Genomic DNA, 19,055 nt, shown 5'->3' on the forward strand with positions numbered 1-19,055 from the left:
ACCCGCCATACCCGTACATGTCCGAGGAGGCCGGCTGATGGCACGGCGATACGACTGCAACGACGCGACCGACCGTACGACCGGCCTGCGTGAAGCCGCGTCCGCCGTCCGCCGCGGCGAACTGGTCGTGCTGCCCACGGACACGGTGTACGGGATCGGTGCGGACGCCTTCAGCTCCGAGGGCGTCGCCGACCTGCTCGACGCCAAGGGCCGCGGCCGCAACATGCCGACCCCTGTCCTGATCGGCTCCCCGAACACCCTGCACGGCCTGGTCACCGACTTCTCCGAGCAGGCCTGGGAGCTCGTCGACGCGTTCTGGCCCGGTGCCCTCACCCTCGTCGCCCGGCACCAGCCTTCGCTGCAGTGGGACCTGGGTGACACCCGCGGCACCGTCGCCGTCCGCATGCCCCTCCACCCGGTCGCCATCGAGCTCCTCACGGAGGTCGGCCCGATGGCCGTCTCCAGCGCCAACCTCACCGGACACCCCTCGCCCGAGGACTGCGACGCCGCCCAGGAGATGCTCGGCGACAGCGTCTCCGTGTACCTCGACGGCGGCCCGACCCCCGGGATCGTCCCCTCCTCGATCGTCGACGTCACCGGCAAGATCCCGGTGCTGCTGCGGGCAGGCGCGCTCTCCGTCGAGGAACTCCGCAAGGTGGTACCCGACCTCGAGGTGGCCAATTGACCGCCCCTGAGGGGCGTGGCATAGCGGGGCGGCACGACACTTTCCGCATCCTCCACGTCAGCACCGGCAACGTCTGCCGCTCGCCCATCACCGAGCGGCTGACCCGCCATGCCCTCGTGGACCGCCTCGGAGACCCGCTCAGCGGTGGCCTCATCGTGGAGAGCGCGGGCACCTGGGGGCACGAGGGCGCGCCCATGGAGGCCAACGCCGAGGTCGTCCTCGCCGACTTCGGCGCCGACGCGACCGGCTTCGTGGGCCGCGAGCTCCTCGACGAGCACGTGATCCGCGCCGACCTGGTGCTCACCGCCACCCGCGACCACCGCGCCCAGGTCATCTCCATGGGCCACTCGGCGGGTCTGCGGACCTTCACGCTCAAGGAGTTCACCCGGCTGGTGCGCGCCATAGACCCCGCCACGCTGCCCGACGCCCGTGAGGAAGGGGTCGTCGAGCGTGCCCGCGCACTGGTGCGCGCGGCGGCGGCACTGCGCGGCTGGCTGCTGGCCCCCACCGCGGAGGCGGACGAGGTCTACGACCCGTACGGCGCACCGATCACGTTCTTCCGTTCGATCGGTGACGAGATCAGCCAGGCGCTCGATCCCGTCATGACGGCACTGACCGGAGTGCGCGCCCCCCACTGAGCCGCCGGCATCCCGTGCGTACGCACCGGGGTGCGCCGACCGGCGTAGAGGGGCGCCCGGCAGCGGGCAGGCGGCCCGGGGCGGGCCTACATTGGATCTGTCGCGTACCGCACCCCCTCCTCCAGGCCCGGAGCCGTCAGATGCCGGTCACCACTCCAGCCGCACGCGCGGCCGCGCCCCCGTCCCACACCGCCGTGCCGCAGGACTTCGGCGCCCTGGCGCGCCAGGACCCGGAGATCGGCGGCATCCTGCTGGCCGAGGCCGGGCGGCAGTCGAGCACCCTCCAGCTCATCGCCGCCGAGAACTTCACCTCGCCCGCGGTCCTCGCCGCACTGGGCTCCCCGCTCGCCAACAAGTACGCCGAGGGCTACCCCGGAGCCCGTCACCACGGTGGCTGTGAGCAGGCGGACGCCGCGGAGCGCGTCGCGGTCCGGCGCGCGATGTCGCTGTTCGGTGCCGAGCACGCCAACGTCCAGCCGCACTCCGGCTCCTCGGCCGTCCTCGCGGCCTACGCCGCACTGCTGCGCCCCGGCGACACGGTGCTGGCCATGGGGCTCCCGTACGGGGGGCACCTCACCCACGGCGCCCCGGGGAACTTCTCCGGGCGCTGGTTCGAGTTCGCCGGTTACGGCGTCGACCCCGACAGCGGGCTCATCGACTACACGCAGGTGCGCGCCCTGGCGAGGGCCCGGCGGCCCAAGGCGATCGTCTGCGGGTCGATCTCGTACCCCAGGCATCCCGACTACGAGCAGTTCCGGGACATCGCCGACGAGGTGGGCGCCTATCTGATCGCGGACGCCGCCCACCCGATGGGGCTGATCGCCGGGGGAGCGGCGCCCAGTCCGGTGCCCTACGCGGACGTGGTGTGCGCGACGACACACAAGGTGCTGCGCGGACCCCGCGGCGGGATGATCCTGTGCGGTGTCGAGCTCTCGGAGCGCATCGACCGCGCCGTGTTCCCCTTCACCCAGGGCGGCGCCCAGATGCACACGGTCGCCGCCAAGGCGGTCGCGTTCGGTGAGGCGGCGACCCCCGCGTACGCGGTCTACGCACACCGGGTCGTCGCCCATGCCCGCGTCCTCGCCGCCGCCCTGGAGGACGAGGGCTTCGAGGTCACCACCGGCGGTACGGACACCCACATCGTCGTCGCGGACCCCGGCCCGCTCGGCGTCGACGGCCGCACCGCCCGCGAGCGGCTCATGGCCGCGGGGATGGTCCTGGACACCTGCGCCCTGCCGTACGGGGACGCGCGGGGGATCAGGCTCGGCACCGCGGCGGTCACCACCCAGGGCATGGACGAGGACGACATGGCGCGGATCGCGGCGCTGTTCGGCGCGGCCGTGCGGGAGGAGGGCGACCCGGCCGTGCTGCGGGCCGAGGCGCGCGGACTGGCCGAGCGCAATCCGCCGTATCCGGGGTAGACGGTGCGGATCACGTATGTGCAACCAACACCCGTGGCTCGGTGTCCTTGCACATGAGACTAGGGTGTGGGGCTGAGATGGCCGGCGAATTCTGTGGGGCAGCCCGTGCGTGATTACCTGCTGACGCTCTGTGTCACGGCCGCAGTTACCTATCTGCTGACCGGACCGGTGCGGAAGTTCGCCATCGCGATCGGGGCGATGCCCGCGATCCGTGCGCGTGACGTACACCGGGAACCGACACCTCGGCTCGGTGGCATCGCCATGTTCGGCGGGCTGTGCGCGGGCCTGATCGTCGCCGACCACCTGCTCAACCTGAACGGCGTCTTCGAACTCTCCAACGAACCCAGAGCACTGCTCTCCGGAGCGGCTTTGATCTGGCTGATCGGTGTCCTGGACGACAAGTTCGAGATCGACGCGCTGATCAAGCTCGGCGGCCAGATGATCGCCGCCGCGGTCATGGTCATCCAGGGTCTGACCATCCTGTGGCTCCCCATCCCCGGCGTGGGCACCGTCGCGCTCACCCAGTGGCAGGGCACGCTGCTCACGGTCGCGCTGGTCGTGATCACCATCAACGCGGTCAACTTCGTCGACGGCCTGGACGGCCTGGCGGCCGGCATGGTCTGCATCGCGTCCGCGGCGTTCTTCCTCTACACCTACCGGCTCTGGTACGGGTACGGTATCGAGGCGGCCGCTCCCGCGACGCTCTTCGCCGCGATCCTGATGGGCATGTGCCTCGGCTTCCTGCCGCACAACATGCATCCCGCCCGGATCTTCATGGGCGACTCCGGGTCGATGCTGATCGGCCTGGTGCTGGCCGCGGGCGCGATCTCCGTCACGGGGCAGGTCGACCCGGACCTGATGAAGCTCTTCGAGGGCGGTGAGCGCGAGGCCACCCACGCGATGCTGCCGGTCTTCATCCCGCTGCTGCTGCCGCTCACGATCATCGCCATCCCGGCCGCCGACCTGGTGCTCGCGATCGTGCGGCGCACCTGGAACGGCCAGTCGCCGTTCGCGGCCGACCGCGGGCACCTGCACCACCGGCTGCTGGAGATCGGGCACTCGCACAGCAGGTCCGTGCTGATCATGTACTTCTGGTCCGCGCTGATCGCGTTCGGCGCCGTCGGCTACTCCGTGCACTCCGCGTCCCTCTGGATCGTGCTGGTCATCGTGGGGCTCAGCGCCGTGGGTCTCGTCCTGCTGCTCATGCCGCGCTTCACGCCCCGCGCCCCGCGCTGGGCCGAGTCCTTCGTGCCGCCGCGTTACCGGCGCCGTCGGCGCGTCGGCTCCGAGGGGGAGGCCGAGGACGGCCTGTACGGCCAACACGGGCCGGAGGGTTCGCAGATGGTCTCCCCTGAACCGGAACGGGCCCCGGTCTCCGTGGGCGTCTCCGGCGTCAACGGAGCGACAGCGATCGGCCCCCGTTCGCGGTTCACAGATCGGGACCGTGCGGACTCACCGCGTTAGCGGTGTCGATGCAGAAGCCCCGTTACCAGACAAAGTGTCGTGATGTTCTGCACACACGCGCGGGTTAACTCTCATGTGTGACAGCTGGCACACTTTCTGAGTAAAGACCTCATCAAATAGTTTGTGATACCGTTCACGAACCCGGTGACAGAGCCGAAGGACCTGAGTAGCACGGTCCCTCGGCCCGAAGCATCGACTCGGACCGGGCCTACGCTCGTCCCTGACGACCACTGACCACCCCCTGCAATGCGGAGTAACCGCCATGCCGTCCAACGACGTCCGGACTCTCCTCCACACCGCCGTGCCCACTGCTGCCGTCGGTGTCGTCACCGTCGCCGTCAGCGCTGCGCTCGCCGGCGGCAAGGGAGCGATCGGCGCAGCGGCAGGGACGCTGGTGGTGATCCTCTTCATGGGGATCGGACTCGGCGTTCTGCAGCGCACGGCCAAGTCTCTGCCGCACCTGTTCCAGTCCATGGGACTCCTGCTGTACACGACCGAACTGCTGCTGCTCTTCGTCTTCGTCGCCGCGTTCAAGGACACGACGCTGTTCAATCCCAGGGCCTTCGCGGCCGCGGTGATGGTCGCCACCCTCACCTGGGTCGCGGCGCAGATCCGTGTGCACATGAAGACCAAGATCCTCTACGTCGAGCCGGACTCGTCCGCGGGCAAGACGCCCCAGAACATGGGGTCTTCGACGTGAGGGGTAGGGCCGGGATAAGCGAGCGTTCGAGACCCTGCTATCGTCCGGTGCCAACTGCGGCACTGCGGGCGCGGGCATCAAAATCGGCGCCTGCTCCATCGCGAGGCGTAATGCCTGAGCCGCCCCCCATCCGTAACACCAGTCCAGTGCCGACCAGCGGCTGCTTGCCGCGCCGACACAACGAGGTTGCCGTACCTATGCGCCACGCTGAAGGAGCCCGCGGTGAGTGCTGACCCGACGACGGTGCTCGCCTTCGAGACCGACTGCCACATCTTCGACGGATGCGGCTTCCCGGCTCCTGGCCTGCACTCCTTTGTTTTCGAGCCGATGTTCACCCTCGGCGGCATCGAGATCAACAAGCCGATGCTGCTGGCGGTCCTGAGCACCGTTGTCGTTGTCGGCTTCTTCTGGGCGGCTTTCAACAAGCCGAAGCTGGTGCCCGGAAAGCTCCAGATGGTCGCCGAGGCCGGTTACGACTTCATCCGTACCGGTGTGGTGTACGAGACGCTCGGCAAGCGCGAGGGCAAGAAGTACGTACCCCTCATGGTCGCGCTGTTCTTCTTCATCTGGATCATGAACCTCTGGGCGATCATTCCCTTCGCCCAGTTCCCGGTGGTCTCGGTCATCGGATTCCCGGTGGCGCTGGCCGCGATCGTGTACGTCCTCTGGGTCAGCGTGACCTTCAAGCGGCACGGGTTCGTCGGCGGCTGGAAGAACATCTCCGGTTACGACCCCTCGATCGGCCCGGCCCTCCCGTTCGTCATGGTCATCGAGATCATGTCGAACCTGCTGATCCGGCCCTTCACCCACGCCGTGCGACTGTTCGCCAACATGTTCGCCGGTCACGTGCTGCTGCTGATCTTCACGATCGCCAGCTGGTACCTGCTGAACGGCATCGGCATCGCCTACGCCGGTGTCTCCTTCGTGATGGTCATCCTGATGACCGCCTTCGAACTGTTCATCCAGGCGCTGCAGGCCTACGTGTTCGTCCTTCTGGCCTGCAACTACCTCCAGGGCGCTCTCGCCGAGCACCACTGAGCACCCAGCCCCACCCCCGATAGTCGTCCGGTGGCCAACCCCCACCGGTTCTGAAAGAGAAGGAAGAAACGGCATGTCCGCTCTTGAGACCCTCGCCGCCGTCAACATCACGGGCAACCTCGGTTCCATCGGCTACGGCCTCGCCGCGATCGGCCCCGGCGTCGGCGTCGGCATCATCTTCGGTAACGGCACCCAGGCGCTGGCCCGTCAGCCCGAGGCCGCCGGCCTGATCCGCTCGAACCAGATCCTCGGCTTCGTGCTCTGTGAGGCGCTCGCCCTGATCGGTCTCGTCATGCCCTTCGTCTACCCGGTCGACTAAGTCGCGGCATTCCGACTGCCCGATGCGACGAAAGGCATTGATGTGAACGCCCTACAGCTGGCGGCCGAGGAGATCCAGAACCCGCTGCTCCCGGCGATCCCCGAGATCGTCATCGGCCTGATCGCCTTCGCCATCGTCTTCGGCTTCCTCGCCAAGAAGCTCCTCCCGAACATCGAAAAGGTTCTGGAAGAGCGCCGCGAGGCCATCGAAGGCGGAATCGAGAAGGCCGACGCGGCCCAGACCGAGGCCCAGAGCGTTCTTGAGCAGTACAAGGCTCAGCTCGCCGAGGCCCGCCACGAGGCCGCCCGTCTGCGCCAGGAGGCGCAGGAGCAGGGCGCCGTCATCATCCAGGAGATGAGGGCGGAAGGCCAGCGGCAGCGCGAGGAGATCATCGCGGCCGGCCACGCCCAGATCGAGGCCGACCGCAAGGCCGCGGCGTCCGCGCTGCGTCAGGACGTGGGCACTCTCGCCACCGCCCTGGCCGGCAAGCTCGTCGGCGAGTCCCTCGAGGACCACGCCCGGCAGAGCGGCACCGTCGACCGATTCCTCGACGAGCTCGAGGCGAAGGCCGAGGCCGTCCGATGAATGGAGCGAGCCGCGAGGCGCTGGCCGCCGCACGCGAGCGTCTCGACGCACTGACCGACTCCACGTCGGTCGACGCGGCGAAGCTCGCCGAGGAGCTGGCAGCCGTCACCGCGCTGCTCCACCGCGAGGTATCGCTGCGCCGGGTCCTCACCGACCCGTCGCAGGGCGGCGAGGCCAAGGCCGAGCTGGCCGGACGACTGCTGCGCGGTCAGGTGGGCGGCGAAGCCGTGGACCTGGTCTCCGGCATGGTCCGCTCCCGCTGGTCGCAGTCGCGTGACCTGGTGGACTCGGTCGAGGAACTGGCGAACACCGCAGACCTCACCGCGGCCCAGCGCGCCGGTGCGCTCGACGACGTCGAGGACGAGCTCTTCCGGTTCGGCCGGATCGTCGGCTCCGACGTCGCGCTGCGCTCGGCCCTGACCGACCGGAAGGCCACGGCCTCCGCCAAGAGCCAGCTGCTCCGCAGCCTGCTCGGCGGCAAGGCCCAGCCCGTCACCGAGCGCGTGGTCACGCGCCTCGTGACGCAGCCCCGAGGACGTAGCCTGGAAGCGGGACTCGACTCCCTGTCCAGGCTCGCCGCGGAGCGCCGGGACCGCATGGTCGCCGTCGTCACCTCGGCGGTGCCGCTGTCCGATCGCCAGAAGCAGCGCCTCGGCGCCGCCCTGGCGAAGATCTACGGCCGGCAGATGCACCTGAACCTGGACGTGGACCCCGAGGTCCTCGGCGGGATCTCGGTGCGCGTCGGTGACGAGGTCATCAACGGCACGATCGCGGAGCGCCTCGAAGAGGTCACCCGCAGGATGGCCGGCTGACAGCGCGCAGCGCCCACACCGCACCAACTGAACGAGCAAGAATTGCGGCCCGGTTGGGCCGTGCAGAAATTGCAGAAGATTCCTGGGGGTCGCCCCCAGACCCCATTGAGAAACTTCGGGCCCAACAAGGAGAGCAGGGAACCCCAGATGGCGGAGCTTACGATCCGGCCGGAGGAGATCCGGGACGCACTGGATAACTTTGTCCAGTCGTACCAGCCGGACGCGGCCTCGCGCGAGGAGGTCGGGACGGTCAGCGTTGCCGGCGACGGCATCGCGAAGGTGGAGGGTCTTCCCTCCGCCATGGCGAACGAGCTGCTGAAGTTCGAGGACGGCACCCTCGGTCTCGCCCTCAACCTCGAGGAGCGCGAGATCGGTGCGATCGTCCTCGGCGAGTTCAGCGGAATCGAGGAGGGCCAGCCGGTGCAGCGCACCGGTGAGGTGCTCTCCGTCGGCGTCGGCGAGGGCTACCTCGGCCGCGTCGTCGACCCGCTCGGCAACCCGATCGACGGTCTCGGCGAGATCGCGACCGAAGGACGTCGCGCCCTCGAGCTGCAGGCCCCTGGCGTCATGGTCCGTAAGTCGGTGCACGAGCCGATGCAGACCGGCTACAAGGCCGTCGACGCCATGGTGCCGATCGGCCGCGGCCAGCGTCAGCTGATCATCGGCGACCGTCAGACGGGTAAGACCGCTCTGGCCGTCGACACGATCATCAACCAGCGTGACAACTGGCGCTCGGGCGACGTGAACAAGCAGGTGCGCTGCATCTACGTCGCCATCGGTCAGAAGGGCTCCACCATCGCCTCCGTGCGCGGTGCCCTCGAAGAGGCCGGCGCGCTCGAGTACACGACCATCGTCGCCGCCCCGGCGTCCGACCCGGCCGGCTTCAAGTACCTGGCGCCGTACACCGGCTCGGCCATCGGCCAGCACTGGATGTACGACGGCAAGCACGTCCTCATCATCTTCGACGACCTCTCGAAGCAGGCCGACGCCTACCGCGCCGTGTCGCTTCTGCTGCGCCGTCCGCCGGGCCGTGAGGCCTACCCGGGCGACGTCTTCTACCTGCACTCGCGTCTGCTGGAGCGCTGCGCCAAGCTCTCCGACGACATGGGCGCCGGTTCGATGACGGGCCTCCCGATCGTCGAGACCAAGGCGAACGACGTGTCGGCGTTCATCCCGACCAACGTCATCTCCATCACCGACGGCCAGTGCTTCCTGGAGTCCGACCTGTTCAACGCGGGTCAGCGTCCGGCGCTCAACGTCGGTATCTCGGTCTCCCGAGTCGGTGGCTCCGCCCAGCACAAGGCCATGAAGCAGGTCTCCGGCCGTCTGCGTGTGGACCTCGCCCAGTTCCGTGAGCTGGAGGCGTTCGCCGCCTTCGGTTCCGACCTGGACGCGGCCTCCAAGGCGTCGCTGGAGCGCGGTAAGCGCATGGTCGAGCTGCTGAAGCAGCCGCAGTACGCCCCGTTCCCGATGGAGGAGCAGGTCGTCTCCGTCTGGGCCGGCACCACGGGCAAGATGGACGACGTCCCGGTCGAGGACATCCGCCGCTTCGAGAGCGAGCTGCTCGAGTTCCTGCGCCGCGAGCGCAAGGACCTCCTGACCAGCATCGCCGAGGGCGGCAAGATGTCCGACGACACGCTGCAGTCGATCGCCGACGCGATCGCCGCCTTCAAGCAGCAGTTCGAGACCTTGGACGGCAAGCTCCTGGGCGAGGGCTGATCGATGGGCGCTCAGCTTCGCGTTTACAAGCGCCGCATCCAAGCCGTCACCGCGACCAAGAAGATCACCAAGGCGATGGAGATGATCGCCGCCTCGCGCATCGTCAAGGCGCAGCGCAAGGTGGCGGCGTCGATGCCGTACGCGACCGAGCTCACCCGTGCGGTGACCGCGGTCGCGACCGGCTCGAACACCAACCATCCGCTCACCACCGAGGCCGAGGCCCCGGCCCGGGCCGCGGTCCTGCTCCTCACGAGCGACCGCGGTCTGGCCGGCGGCTACTCCTCCAACGCCATCAAGGCGGCGGAGCGGCTCCGGGAGCGGCTGGCGGCCGAGGGCAAGGAGGTCGACACCTACATCGTCGGCCGCAAGGGTGTCGCGTACTACGGCTTCCGTGAGCGCAAGGTCTCGGAGTCGTGGACCGGCTTCACCGACAGCCCCGAGTACTCGGATGCCAAGAAGATCGCCGAGCCCCTCATCGAGTCCATCCAGAAGGACACGGCCGAGGGCGGCGTCGACGAGCTGCACATCGTCTTCACGGAATTCGTGTCGATGATGACGCAGAACGCGGTCGACGGCCGGATGCTGCCGCTGTCGCTCGACCAGGTCGCGGAGGAGAACACCGGTAAGGGCGAGATCCTGCCGCTGTTCGACTTCGAGCCGTCGGCGGAGGACGTCCTCGACGCCCTGCTGCCGCGCTACGTCGAGAGCCGTATCTACAACGCACTGCTGCAGGCCGCCGCTTCCGAGCACGCCGCCCGCCGCCGTGCGATGAAGTCGGCGACCGACAACGCCGGGGATCTGATCAAGAGCCTCTCCCGGCTTGCCAACGCGGCCCGCCAGGCCGAAATCACCCAGGAAATCAGCGAGATCGTCGGCGGTGCAGGTGCGCTGGCCGACGCGTCCGCGGGGAGTGACAAGTAATGACGACGACAGTTGAGACGGCCGCTGCCACGGGCCGCGTCGCCCGGGTCATCGGCCCGGTCGTCGACGTGGAGTTCCCCGTCGACGCGATGCCGGAGATCTACAACGCCCTGCACATCGAGGTCGACGACCCGGCCGAGGCCGGCGCTCGTAAGACGCTGACCCTCGAGGTCGCCCAGCACCTGGGTGACGGCATGGTCCGCGCGATCTCGATGCAGCCCACCGACGGCGTGGTCCGTCAGGCCCCGGTGACCAACACGGGCGAGGGCATCACCGTCCCCGTCGGTGACATCACCAAGGGCAAGGTGTTCAACACCCTCGGTCAGATCCTGAACGAGCCGGAGGCCGAGGCGCAGATCACCGAGCGCTGGCCGATCCACCGCAAGGCCCCGGCCTTCGACCAGCTCGAGTCCAAGACCGAGATGTTCGAGACCGGCCTGAAGGTCGTCGACCTGCTGACCCCGTACGTCAAGGGCGGCAAGATCGGTCTGTTCGGTGGTGCGGGCGTCGGCAAGACGGTCCTCATCCAGGAAATGATCATGCGTGTGGCGAAGCTGCACGACGGTGTGTCGGTGTTCGCCGGTGTCGGCGAGCGCACCCGTGAGGGCAACGACCTCATCGACGAGATGACCGACTCGGGCGTCCTGGAGAAGACCGCGCTGGTCTTCGGCCAGATGGACGAGCCGCCGGGCACCCGTCTGCGGGTCGCGCTGTCCGCCCTGACCATGGCGGAGTACTTCCGCGATGTGCAGAAGCAGGACGTGCTGCTCTTCATCGACAACATCTTCCGCTTCACGCAGGCCGGCTCCGAGGTCTCCACGCTGCTCGGCCGCATGCCGTCCGCAGTGGGTTACCAGCCGACCCTGGCCGACGAGATGGGTGTGCTCCAGGAGCGCATCACCTCGACGCGTGGTCACTCGATCACCTCGATGCAGGCGATCTACGTCCCCGCGGACGACCTGACCGACCCGGCCCCGGCTACCACGTTCGCCCACCTCGACGCGACGACGGTTCTCTCCCGTCCGATCTCGGAGAAGGGCATCTACCCGGCCGTGGACCCGCTGGACTCCACGTCCCGCATCCTGGACCCGCGCTACATCGCGCAGGACCACTACGACACGGCCAGCCGCGTCAAGGGGATCCTGCAGAAGTACAAGGACCTCCAGGACATCATCGCGATCCTCGGTATCGACGAGCTGGGCGAGGAGGACAAGCTCGTTGTCCACCGTGCCCGTCGCGTCGAGCGCTTCCTGTCGCAGAACACCCACGCCGCCAAGCAGTTCACCGGCCTGGACGGTTCGGACGTTCCGCTCGACGAGTCGATCGCCGCGTTCAACGCGATCTGCGACGGTGAGTACGACCACTTCCCCGAGCAGGCGTTCTTCATGTGCGGTGGCATCGAGGACCTCAAGGCCAACGCCAAGGAGCTCGGCGTCTCCTGAGCCTCCGGCTCACCGAGGGGGGTGGGTGTGTCCCGCCCCCCTCACCACGCCCCGTAGAATTGACCCAACACCCGGCATGACCGCCGGGTGGTGACCCGAGGAGCCACCCTTGGCTGCTGAGCTGCATGTCGAGCTGGTCGCCGCGGACCGCAGTGTCTGGTCCGGCGAGGCCACCCTCGTTGTCGCGCGTACCACGTCCGGCGACATCGGCGTCATGCCCGGTCACCAGCCGCTTCTGGGTGTGCTGGAATCGGGCCCCGTGACGATCCGTACGAGCGACGGCGGGACCGTTGTCGCCGCTGTGCACGGCGGTTTCATCTCGTTCGCGGACAACAAGCTCTCGCTGCTGGCGGAGATCGCCGAGCTTGCGGACGAGATCGATGTCCAGCGCGCCGAGCGTGCGCTGGAGCGTGCGAAGTCGGACACGGACGCGGGCGCCGAGCGCCGCGCGGACGTGCGACTGCGTGCGGTGGCGGCGCACTGAGCGCCCCCACGAGGAGTTTTTGACTCAGCCGCGGCCCGAGCTGGAGAGATCCAGACCGTGTCGCGGCTGAGGCGATGCAGGTGCGGTCCGGTTCGGCCCGGTGTGGTATCCGTTACTCGATGATGCGAGGAGGTCGGTGGAGATGGTCCTCGCGTTGTGGGTGGGCGGCCTGGTCGTCGTACTGGTCGCGGTGGGTCTTTTCGTCTTCGGCCTCCGCAGGCGGCTGATCCAGCGTTCCGGCGGAACCTTCGACTGCAGTCTGCGCTGGGACGTGTCCGAGGAGCCGGATCCGTCCGGCAAGGGATGGGTGTACGGGGTCGCCCGCTACAGCGGTGACCGCGTGGACTGGTTCCGGGTCTTCTCCTACTCGCCCCGTCCGCGCCGCGGCCTGGAGCGCTCCGCCATCGAGGTGGTCGCGCGCCGGCTGCCCGAGGGCGAGGAGGAGCTGGCGCTCCTGTCCGACTCCGTCGTGCTCGGCTGTCTCCACCGGGGGACACGCCTGGAGCTGGCGATGAGCGAGGACGCCCTGACCGGCTTCCTCGCCTGGCTGGAGGCGGCACCGCCCGGCCAGCGAGTCAATGTGGCTTGAGTAAGGGTTCTCGCTGTTGGGGGTCCCCCCGGACGGAGTCTGGGGGAGAGTCAATGTGGCTTGAGTAAGGGTTCTCGCTGTTGGGGGTCCCCCCGGACGGAGTCTGGGGGAGAGCCAATGTGGCTTGAGCAAGGGTTCTCTCCCCCCGGACGACGTCCGGGGGAGGTTCGATGCGGCTCGGACAAGGGCCCTCTCCCTCGGACGGCAGCGTGGCCTGACGCAGCGCATGCGAAAGCCGGGGAGACAGGGGGCGGACCTGTCTCCCCGGCGCTTTCGGGGGGTGGCTGTCTCGTGGGGGTTAGTTGAGGCCGCTGTCCATCGCGCTCACGAGCTCACCGTTCGCGGTGTCGCCGCTGAACTCCCAGAAGAACGCCCCGCCCAGCCCCTGGCTGTTCGCCCAGGCCATCTTGGACGTGATCGTCGCCGGGGTGTCGTAGCTCCACCAGTTGGTGCCGCAGTGCGCGTAGGCCGTGCCGGCGATGGTGCCGGTGGCGGGGCAGGTGTTCTTGAGGACCTTGTAGTCCTCGTTGCCGGGCTCGTACGTTCCCGGGGCCGCGCCGGTCGCCGTGCCACCGGGAGCGGACTGGGTGACACCGGTCCAGCCGCGGCCGTAGAAGCCGATGCCGAGGAGCAGCTTCGAGGCGGGGACGCCCTGGGCCTTCAGCTTGGCGATGGCGGCGGCGGAGTTGAAGCCCTCCTGCGGGATCCCGGTGTACGAGGTCAGCGGCGAGTGCGGGGCCGTCGGTCCCTTCGGGGCGAAGGCGCCGAAGAAGTCGTACGTCATCACGTTGTACCAGTCCATGGACCGGGCGGCGCCGGCGTAGTCGGCCGCGTCGATCTTGCCGCCCGCCGATCCGTCCGCGGTGATCGCGGCGGTGACCAGGTTGCCGGTGCCGAACTTCGTCCTCAGGGCGGAGGCGACGTTCTTCAGCGCTGCCGGACCGCTGGTGTCGCAGGTGAGACCACAGGCGTTGGGGTACTCCCAGTCGATGTCGATGCCGTCGAAGACATCGGCCCAGCGGGGGTCCTCGACCAGGTCGTAGCAGGACTGGGCGAAGGCGGCCGGGTTCTGGGCGGCCTGCGGGAAGCCGCCGGACCAGGTCCAGCCACCGAACGACCAGAGGACCTTGATGTGGGGGTACTTGGCCTTCAGCTTGCGCAGCTGGTTGAAGTTGCCGCGCAACGGCTGGTCCCAGGTGTCGGCGACGCCGTCGACCGACTGGTCGGCGGTGTAGGCCTTGTCGTAGTCGGCGTAGGAGTCACCGATGGTGCACTTGCCGTTCTGGACGTTGCCGAACGCGTAGTTGATGTGCGTGATCTTCGAGGCGGAGCCGGAGGTCACGAGGTTCTTGACGTGGTAGTTGCGCCCGTAGACGCCCCACTCGGTGAAGTAGCCGAGGTTGATCTTGTCACCGGGGCCGGGGCCCGGGTCCGTGGTGCCCGTGGTGCGGACGGCGACCGAGGCGCTGACCGGACCGGTCTGGTCAGCGGTGTCCCGGGCCTGCACCGTGTAGGAGTAGTCGGTGCCCTTGGTGAGACCGCTGTCGGTGTACGTCGTCGTGGTGACCGTCGCGACCTTGGCGCCGTCGCGCAGGACGTCGTAGTTCTTGACGCCCTTGTCGTCGGTGGCGGCGCTCCAGCTGAGCTTCGCCGAGGTGTCCGTCACGGCACTGGCGACCGGGGTGCCGGGCTTGGACGGCGGGTTGTCGCCGGGGACGCTTCCGCCGTCGCAGGAGGCGCCGTTCAGCTTGCAGCCGGTGGGGGAGCCGGTGCCGGTGCCGTTGAAGCCGAAGCTGATGCTGGCGCCCGGGGCGACCGTGCCGTTCCAGCTGAGGTTCTTGGCGGTCCAGTGGGTTCCGGAGCTCGTGACGGAGGCGTCCCAGGCGGAGCCGACCGCGGTGCCGGAGGGGAAGTCCCACTCGATCGTCCAGGAGGAGAGGGCGGTCGTGCCGGTGTTCTTGACCGTCCACTGGCCCTCGAAGCCGCTGCCCCAGTCGGACTTCTTCACGTAGGTGGCGGTCGCCGAGGTGGCGGCCTCGGCGGGGGAGGCCAGGCCGACCATCGCGGCGAGGGGAAGCAGCAGTGCGGTGAGGCCCGCGACCGTCTTGGACCTGGTGGCTGTGGTGCCTCCGCGTCTCCATCTGAGTCGGGTGAGGCGTAGGGGGTTGTCAGTGCTCAACGGTGCTCCTCGGGTGAGGTCCGGCAAACGGGGATGGTCCGTAACCTGCAGACCCTGCGTCGCCCTGAGCCCGCTTTGTCATGGCGTACTCACCGCAGCGTGTTCGAGGAGATTAGGAAGGTCTGGACCAATCGTCAAGAGGTCCAGACCAAAGAATCAGTGCCGAGTCTCAGAGTCCCAACTCCTGAGCGAGCACCGCCGCTTGGACTCTGCTGCGCAGGTGGAGCTTTCCGAGCAGCCTGCTGACGTGCGTCTTCACCGTCGCCTCCGCCATCGAGAGCCGTCCCGCGATCTCCGCGTTGGACAGCCCCTCCCCGAGGCAGCTCAGCACCTCCCGCTCCCGGCGTGTCAGAGTGCCGAGCTCCTCCGGAGCGGGCCCGCCCGTCCTGCGCGCGGAGGAGGTCCCCGCGAACTCCTCGATCAGCCTCCGTGTCACGGCCGGGGCGATCAGGCCCTCACCGCGCGCCACCGTTCGTACGGCTTCGAGCAGATCCCGGGCGTCGGTGTTCTTCAGCAGGAAGCCGGACGCGCCCGCGCGCAGCGCGCCGAAGACGTATTCGTCCAGGTCGAAGGTGGTCAGGACCAGTACGTCCGCGAGGCCCTCCGAGACGACCTGCCGCGTCGCGGACACCCCGTCGAGCCGGGGCATCTGCACGTCCATCAGCACCAGGTCCGGGCGGAGGTCACGGGCCAGGCGCACCGCGGCCTCGCCGTCGGCCGCCTCGCCCACGACCTCGATGTCCGGCGCGCTGCCCAGGATGAGGACCAGTCCCGCCCGCACGGCCGACTGGTCCTCCGCGACCAGCACCCGGATGGTCATGCCCCGTACGTCCTTTCCTCGACGGGCAGTTGTGCCCGCACCAGCCAGATCCTCACGCCGTCGCCCCGGGGTTCAGGCCCCGCCCCGATCGTCCCGCCGAGCAGCGCCACCCGTTCCCGCATCCCCACCAGGCCCGCGCCCGAACCGGGTGCGCGCGGGCCCGGCCGGTCCCCGAACACGCTGCTCACCTCCACCCTGAGCAGAGTGCGGGAGCGGTCCAGACGGACCGTCACCGGTCCGGGAGCCGCATGCTTCAGCGCGTTCGTCAGCGACTCCTGGACGATGCGGTACGCCGCCAGCTCCACCGGAGCGGGGAGCGGGCCGGACCCCTCACGGCGGTCGTCCAGGGTGACGGTGAGCCCGCTCGACGCGGAGTTGGCGCGGGCCTGCTCCACAAGGGCGTCCAGCGAGGCGAGCGTCGGGGCCGCGCTCGGCGGCCCGTCCGCGCCGCTCTCCCGCAGCAGTCCGATGAGCCGCCGCATCTCGGCCAGCCCGTCGACACTGTTCTGCCGGATCACCCCCAGGGCGTCGCGGGAGGTGCCCGGATCGTCGATGGAGAGGGCGGCTGTGGAGTGGATGGCGATGGCGGAGAGATGGTTGGCGACCATGTCGTGCAGCTCGCGGGCCATCCGGGAGCGCTCGGCGGTCACCGCCTGGACCCGGTCCATCTCGGCCAGCAGCGCGGTCTGGTCGGCCCGCAGCCGGGCCGCCTCCGCGGCGTCCCGGTGGTTGCGCACACTGGCGCCGGTGAGCGCGGGGCCGAAGGAGACCATGCCGACGACGATCCCGATGAGCACGGCGTCCGCGGAGGGGGCCCAGGCGATGAAGCCGACCGTCGTGGCGACCGTGGCGAGCAACGTGATCACCGGGATGCGGCGGGAGGCCGAGGGGGAGCCGTACAGCACCGCCGCGTACACGAGGTCGGTGAACATGAGCAGGGTCGCCAGGCTGCCCACGGTGAACTGGTCGGCCACCAGCGCGAGCGTGCCGACCGCCAGCGCGGTCAGGGGTGCGCTGCGCCGGAGCAGCTCCAGGGCCGACATGACCGCGAGCGGAAGCAGGGACGCCCAGGGTGTGTCGAACAGCCGGCCGTTCTGGATGTGAATCCCGATCAGCCACAGGAGCACACCGCCGGACAGCCCGATGACCGCGAGGAGTACGTCGTCGCGGTGCGGACGTGCGAGGAAGGACACACTCCCATCCAACACGGCGGCGGGCCCGGGCACGTCCGCACGCGGGGTGAGGCGCGGATACATCGAAGGATGCAGTCACGTTTCGTCACTGCTGACGACGATCCGGCGTCCGGCGGGCGGGAGCCTGGAAGGGACCGGAAGGAGAAGTGCCGTGATCGTCACACTGATCGTGCTCTGCGAGGTCGGCTTCTGGGTCCTGCTGGCCGCCGGACTCGGACTCCGGTACATCGCGAAGAAGCCCCGGCTGGGGGCCGCCGTGCTGCTGTGCGAACCACTGCTGGAGGTCGTGCTGCTGGTGGTGACTGCCATGGACCTGAAGAACGGCGCCGAGCCGGGCCTGAGGCACGGCATCGCCGCCGTCTACATCGGCTTCACCGTGGGGCTCGGCCACTCCACCATCAAATGGGTCGACGCGAGGGTCGCCCACCGCTTCGCGGGCGGTCCGCCCCCGGTGAAGCCGCCGAAGTACGGGATGGCCCGGGCCGCCCACGAGTGGCGCACCGCCGCCCGCTGGATCGTGGCCGCACTGACCGCCATGGCCCTGCTCCAGGCGGCGGTCTGGTACGTCGGCGGGGACGGTGACACCGGCTCTCTGGAGATGTGGCAGCAGAAGATGCTCTGGGTGATCGGGATCAACCTGCTCATCGCCGGCGGCTACACGGTCTTCCCCAAGCAGGAGCCCAGGGACCGGGTCGGGGCGGGCCGCTGATCAGCGCTCGCCGCCCGGCACCCACAGCACGTCGCCGACCTCCTTGTTCGCCGTCCTGGCGAGGATGAACAGGAGGTCGGAGAGCCGGTTCAGATACGTCGCCGTCAACGCGTTCATCACGTCGCCGTGCACCTCCAGCGCCGCCCAGGTGGAACGCTCCGCCCGCCGGACGACCGTGCAGGCCTGGTGCAGCAGCGCCGCCCCCGGGGTGCCGCCGGGAAGGATGAAGCTGCGGAGCTTCTCCAGGTCCTCCAGGAAGGTGTCGCAGTCCGCCTCCAGCTTGTCGATGTAGGACTGCTCGACCCGCAGCGGCGGGTACTCCGGGTTCTCCACCACCGGTGTGGACAGGTCCGCACCCACGTCGAACAGATCGTTCTGCACACGGACGAGGACCTTCACGACGTCCTCGGAGAGGTTCCCGAGCGCGACGGCCGTACCGATGACGGCGTTGGCCTCGTTGGCGTCGGCGTAGGCCGAGATCCTCAGATCGGTCTTGGCGGTCCGGCTCATGTCGCCGAGGGCGGTGGTGCCCTTGTCGCCGGTGCGGGTGTAGATGCGCGTCAGATTGACCATGGGGCCAGCGTAGTTATGCCCCGGCCCTGCGGAAGACACGCGTGCCGGCCGTCACGGCCAGAAGTGCGAACGCGAGCGCCACCAGGACCCCGTACAGCATGTGCGCCGTGGCGTACCGCCCGGTGTACGCGTCCCGCACCGCGTCCACGAGGTAGCGGAACGGCGTGAAGTGCGACAGGACGTCCAGCCACACGGGGCCGAGTGTCATCGGGAGCATCAGGCCGGAGAGCAGCATGGACGGCATGGTGAGCGAGTTGACCACGGGCCCGAACTCCTGCGGCGTACGCACCTTCATCGCCAGCGCGTACGACAGCGAGGCGAGCGAGACCGTGAGCAGGCCCACGAACGCGAAGCCGATGAGCACCCCGGGCAGCGGTGCGCGCAGCCCCATGACCAGCGCGGCGAGCACCAGCAGGACGGCCTGGAACGTGAACAGCAGGGTGTCGCGCAGGACCCGCCCCAGCAGGAGTGCCAGACGGCTGACGGGGGTCACACGCATGCGCTCGACCACCCCCGTCGACTTCTCGATGATGATCGAGAAGCCGGCGAACGAGGCTCCGAAGAGGCTCAGTTGGAGGAGCAGTCCGGGCACCAGGACCTGCCAGGAGTCACCTGTGGAGCCGAGCGGGAGGCCTGTGAGGAGCGGGCCGAAGAAGAGCAGGTAGAGCAGCGGCATCAGGATCCCGAAGAGGATCTGGAACCGGGAGCGCAGGGTCTGCCGGACGTACCGGCCGAAGATGAGTGACGTGTCGTGGAGAAGCATC

20 protein-coding genes are annotated in these 19,055 nt (G+C 69.0%); 15 read left to right on the top strand and 5 right to left on the bottom strand.

Features of this window, described 5'->3' with window-relative positions:
- The first annotated feature begins 37 nt into the window (after positions 1-37).
- The 14 genes from OO67_RS08170 to OO67_RS08235 all read left to right on the top strand — a co-directional run bounded on the left by OO67_RS08170 (position 38) and on the right by OO67_RS08235 (position 12,817).
- The gene (locus tag OO67_RS08170; protein WP_033298365.1) at positions 38-685 is read left to right on the top strand and encodes an L-threonylcarbamoyladenylate synthase; all 648 of its coding nucleotides are present in this window, start codon (positions 38-40) and stop codon (positions 683-685) included.
- Positions 682-1,323, top strand: coding sequence for an arsenate reductase/protein-tyrosine-phosphatase family protein (locus tag OO67_RS08175; protein WP_033298366.1), 642 nt, complete (start codon positions 682-684; stop codon positions 1,321-1,323). Before OO67_RS08170 ends, OO67_RS08175 begins: the two co-directional genes overlap by 4 nt.
- A 140-nt stretch (positions 1,324-1,463) precedes the next feature.
- On the top strand, positions 1,464-2,744 hold the full coding sequence (locus OO67_RS08180; RefSeq protein WP_033298367.1) for a serine hydroxymethyltransferase: 1,281 nt from the start codon (positions 1,464-1,466) through the stop codon (positions 2,742-2,744).
- Between the two features lie 93 nt (positions 2,745-2,837).
- A complete protein-coding gene (locus OO67_RS08185; RefSeq protein ID WP_208860979.1) occupies positions 2,838-4,208 on the top strand; it encodes an MraY family glycosyltransferase in 1,371 nt (456 codons plus the stop codon).
- Between the two features lie 262 nt (positions 4,209-4,470).
- Positions 4,471-4,908: a Cg1360 family ATP-synthase-associated protein gene (locus OO67_RS08190; protein ID WP_033298369.1), complete on the top strand. Its 438-nt coding sequence runs from the start codon at positions 4,471-4,473 to the stop codon at positions 4,906-4,908.
- A 222-nt stretch (positions 4,909-5,130) separates the two neighbouring features.
- On the top strand, positions 5,131-5,946 hold the full coding sequence (gene atpB / locus OO67_RS08195) for a F0F1 ATP synthase subunit A (protein WP_033298371.1): 816 nt from the start codon (positions 5,131-5,133) through the stop codon (positions 5,944-5,946).
- Between the two features lie 73 nt (positions 5,947-6,019).
- Positions 6,020-6,265, top strand: coding sequence for an ATP synthase F0 subunit C (gene atpE, locus OO67_RS08200; RefSeq protein ID WP_014048348.1), 246 nt, complete (start codon positions 6,020-6,022; stop codon positions 6,263-6,265).
- A gap of 42 nt (positions 6,266-6,307) precedes the next feature.
- Positions 6,308-6,850, top strand: a complete 543-nt coding sequence (locus OO67_RS08205) for a F0F1 ATP synthase subunit B (RefSeq protein ID WP_033298373.1) — start codon at positions 6,308-6,310, stop codon at positions 6,848-6,850.
- The gene (locus OO67_RS08210) at positions 6,847-7,662 is read left to right on the top strand and encodes a F0F1 ATP synthase subunit delta (protein WP_033298375.1); all 816 of its coding nucleotides are present in this window, start codon (positions 6,847-6,849) and stop codon (positions 7,660-7,662) included. Before OO67_RS08205 ends, OO67_RS08210 begins: the two co-directional genes overlap by 4 nt.
- Positions 7,663-7,809: 147 nt before the next feature.
- Positions 7,810-9,381 carry a F0F1 ATP synthase subunit alpha gene (atpA, locus tag OO67_RS08215; RefSeq protein ID WP_033298377.1) on the top strand — a complete coding sequence of 524 codons (1,572 nt, stop codon included), beginning with the start codon at positions 7,810-7,812 and terminating at the stop codon, positions 9,379-9,381.
- 3 nt (positions 9,382-9,384) lie between these two features.
- The gene (locus OO67_RS08220; RefSeq protein ID WP_033298379.1) at positions 9,385-10,302 is read left to right on the top strand and encodes a F0F1 ATP synthase subunit gamma; all 918 of its coding nucleotides are present in this window, start codon (positions 9,385-9,387) and stop codon (positions 10,300-10,302) included.
- Positions 10,302-11,744, top strand: a complete 1,443-nt coding sequence (gene atpD / locus OO67_RS08225; RefSeq protein WP_033298380.1) for a F0F1 ATP synthase subunit beta — start codon at positions 10,302-10,304, stop codon at positions 11,742-11,744. The genes OO67_RS08220 and atpD overlap by 1 nt, the downstream gene beginning before the upstream one ends.
- A 109-nt stretch (positions 11,745-11,853) precedes the next feature.
- Positions 11,854-12,228: a F0F1 ATP synthase subunit epsilon gene (locus OO67_RS08230; RefSeq protein ID WP_014154046.1), complete on the top strand. Its 375-nt coding sequence runs from the start codon at positions 11,854-11,856 to the stop codon at positions 12,226-12,228.
- A 142-nt stretch (positions 12,229-12,370) separates the two neighbouring features.
- Entirely contained in the window at positions 12,371-12,817 is a 447-nt protein-coding gene (locus tag OO67_RS08235; protein ID WP_014154045.1) for a DUF2550 domain-containing protein, read from the top strand.
- Positions 12,818-13,115: 298 nt separating this feature from the next.
- Here the strand turns inward: OO67_RS08235 and OO67_RS08240 are convergent, their stop codons facing one another.
- From OO67_RS08240 to OO67_RS08250, 3 genes are all read right to left on the bottom strand, one after another.
- Positions 13,116-14,996 carry a glycoside hydrolase family 18 chitinase gene (locus OO67_RS08240; protein ID WP_033298381.1) on the bottom strand — a complete coding sequence of 627 codons (1,881 nt, stop codon included), beginning with the start codon at positions 14,994-14,996 and terminating at the stop codon, positions 13,116-13,118.
- 169 nt (positions 14,997-15,165) lie between these two features.
- Positions 15,166-15,816, bottom strand: a complete 651-nt coding sequence (locus tag OO67_RS08245; RefSeq protein ID WP_033298382.1) for a response regulator — start codon at positions 15,814-15,816, stop codon at positions 15,166-15,168.
- Positions 15,813-17,009, bottom strand: a complete 1,197-nt coding sequence (locus tag OO67_RS08250; protein WP_033298383.1) for a sensor histidine kinase — start codon at positions 17,007-17,009, stop codon at positions 15,813-15,815. The genes OO67_RS08245 and OO67_RS08250 overlap by 4 nt, the downstream gene beginning before the upstream one ends.
- Positions 17,010-17,160: 151 nt before the next feature.
- On the opposite strand from OO67_RS08250, the gene OO67_RS08255 reads away from it, so the two are divergent.
- Positions 17,161-17,718: a hypothetical protein gene (locus OO67_RS08255; protein ID WP_033298384.1), complete on the top strand. Its 558-nt coding sequence runs from the start codon at positions 17,161-17,163 to the stop codon at positions 17,716-17,718.
- Here the strand turns inward: OO67_RS08255 and OO67_RS08260 are convergent, their stop codons facing one another.
- Together OO67_RS08260 and OO67_RS08265 are read right to left on the bottom strand one after the other, a co-directional pair.
- Positions 17,719-18,291: a cob(I)yrinic acid a,c-diamide adenosyltransferase gene (locus OO67_RS08260; protein WP_033298385.1), complete on the bottom strand. Its 573-nt coding sequence runs from the start codon at positions 18,289-18,291 to the stop codon at positions 17,719-17,721.
- 13 nt (positions 18,292-18,304) lie between these two features.
- Positions 18,305-19,054: an ABC transporter permease gene (locus OO67_RS08265; RefSeq protein ID WP_033298386.1), complete on the bottom strand. Its 750-nt coding sequence runs from the start codon at positions 19,052-19,054 to the stop codon at positions 18,305-18,307.
- Position 19,055 lies beyond the last annotated feature (1 nt).

Source organism: Streptomyces atroolivaceus (genome assembly GCF_000717025.1).
GTDB classification, from domain to species: Bacteria; Actinomycetota; Actinomycetes; order Streptomycetales; family Streptomycetaceae; genus Streptomyces; species Streptomyces atroolivaceus.

Coding starts and splice junctions, on each gene's coding strand:
- OO67_RS08170 (WP_033298365.1), top strand. CDS start 38: ATGGCACGGCGATACGACTGCAACGACGCGACCGACCGTACGACCGGC.
- OO67_RS08180 (WP_033298367.1), top strand. CDS start 1,464: ATGCCGGTCACCACTCCAGCCGCACGCGCGGCCGCGCCCCCGTCCCAC.
- OO67_RS08190 (WP_033298369.1), top strand. CDS start 4,471: ATGCCGTCCAACGACGTCCGGACTCTCCTCCACACCGCCGTGCCCACT.
- atpE (WP_014048348.1), top strand. CDS start 6,020: ATGTCCGCTCTTGAGACCCTCGCCGCCGTCAACATCACGGGCAACCTC.
- OO67_RS08210 (WP_033298375.1), top strand. CDS start 6,847: ATGAATGGAGCGAGCCGCGAGGCGCTGGCCGCCGCACGCGAGCGTCTC.
- atpA (WP_033298377.1), top strand. CDS start 7,810: ATGGCGGAGCTTACGATCCGGCCGGAGGAGATCCGGGACGCACTGGAT.
- OO67_RS08220 (WP_033298379.1), top strand. CDS start 9,385: ATGGGCGCTCAGCTTCGCGTTTACAAGCGCCGCATCCAAGCCGTCACC.
- atpD (WP_033298380.1), top strand. CDS start 10,302: ATGACGACGACAGTTGAGACGGCCGCTGCCACGGGCCGCGTCGCCCGG.
- OO67_RS08235 (WP_014154045.1), top strand. CDS start 12,371: ATGGTCCTCGCGTTGTGGGTGGGCGGCCTGGTCGTCGTACTGGTCGCG.
- OO67_RS08245 (WP_033298382.1), bottom strand. CDS start 15,816: ATGACCATCCGGGTGCTGGTCGCGGAGGACCAGTCGGCCGTGCGGGCG.
- OO67_RS08260 (WP_033298385.1), bottom strand. CDS start 18,291: ATGGTCAATCTGACGCGCATCTACACCCGCACCGGCGACAAGGGCACC.
- OO67_RS08265 (WP_033298386.1), bottom strand. CDS start 19,054: ATGCTTCTCCACGACACGTCACTCATCTTCGGCCGGTACGTCCGGCAG.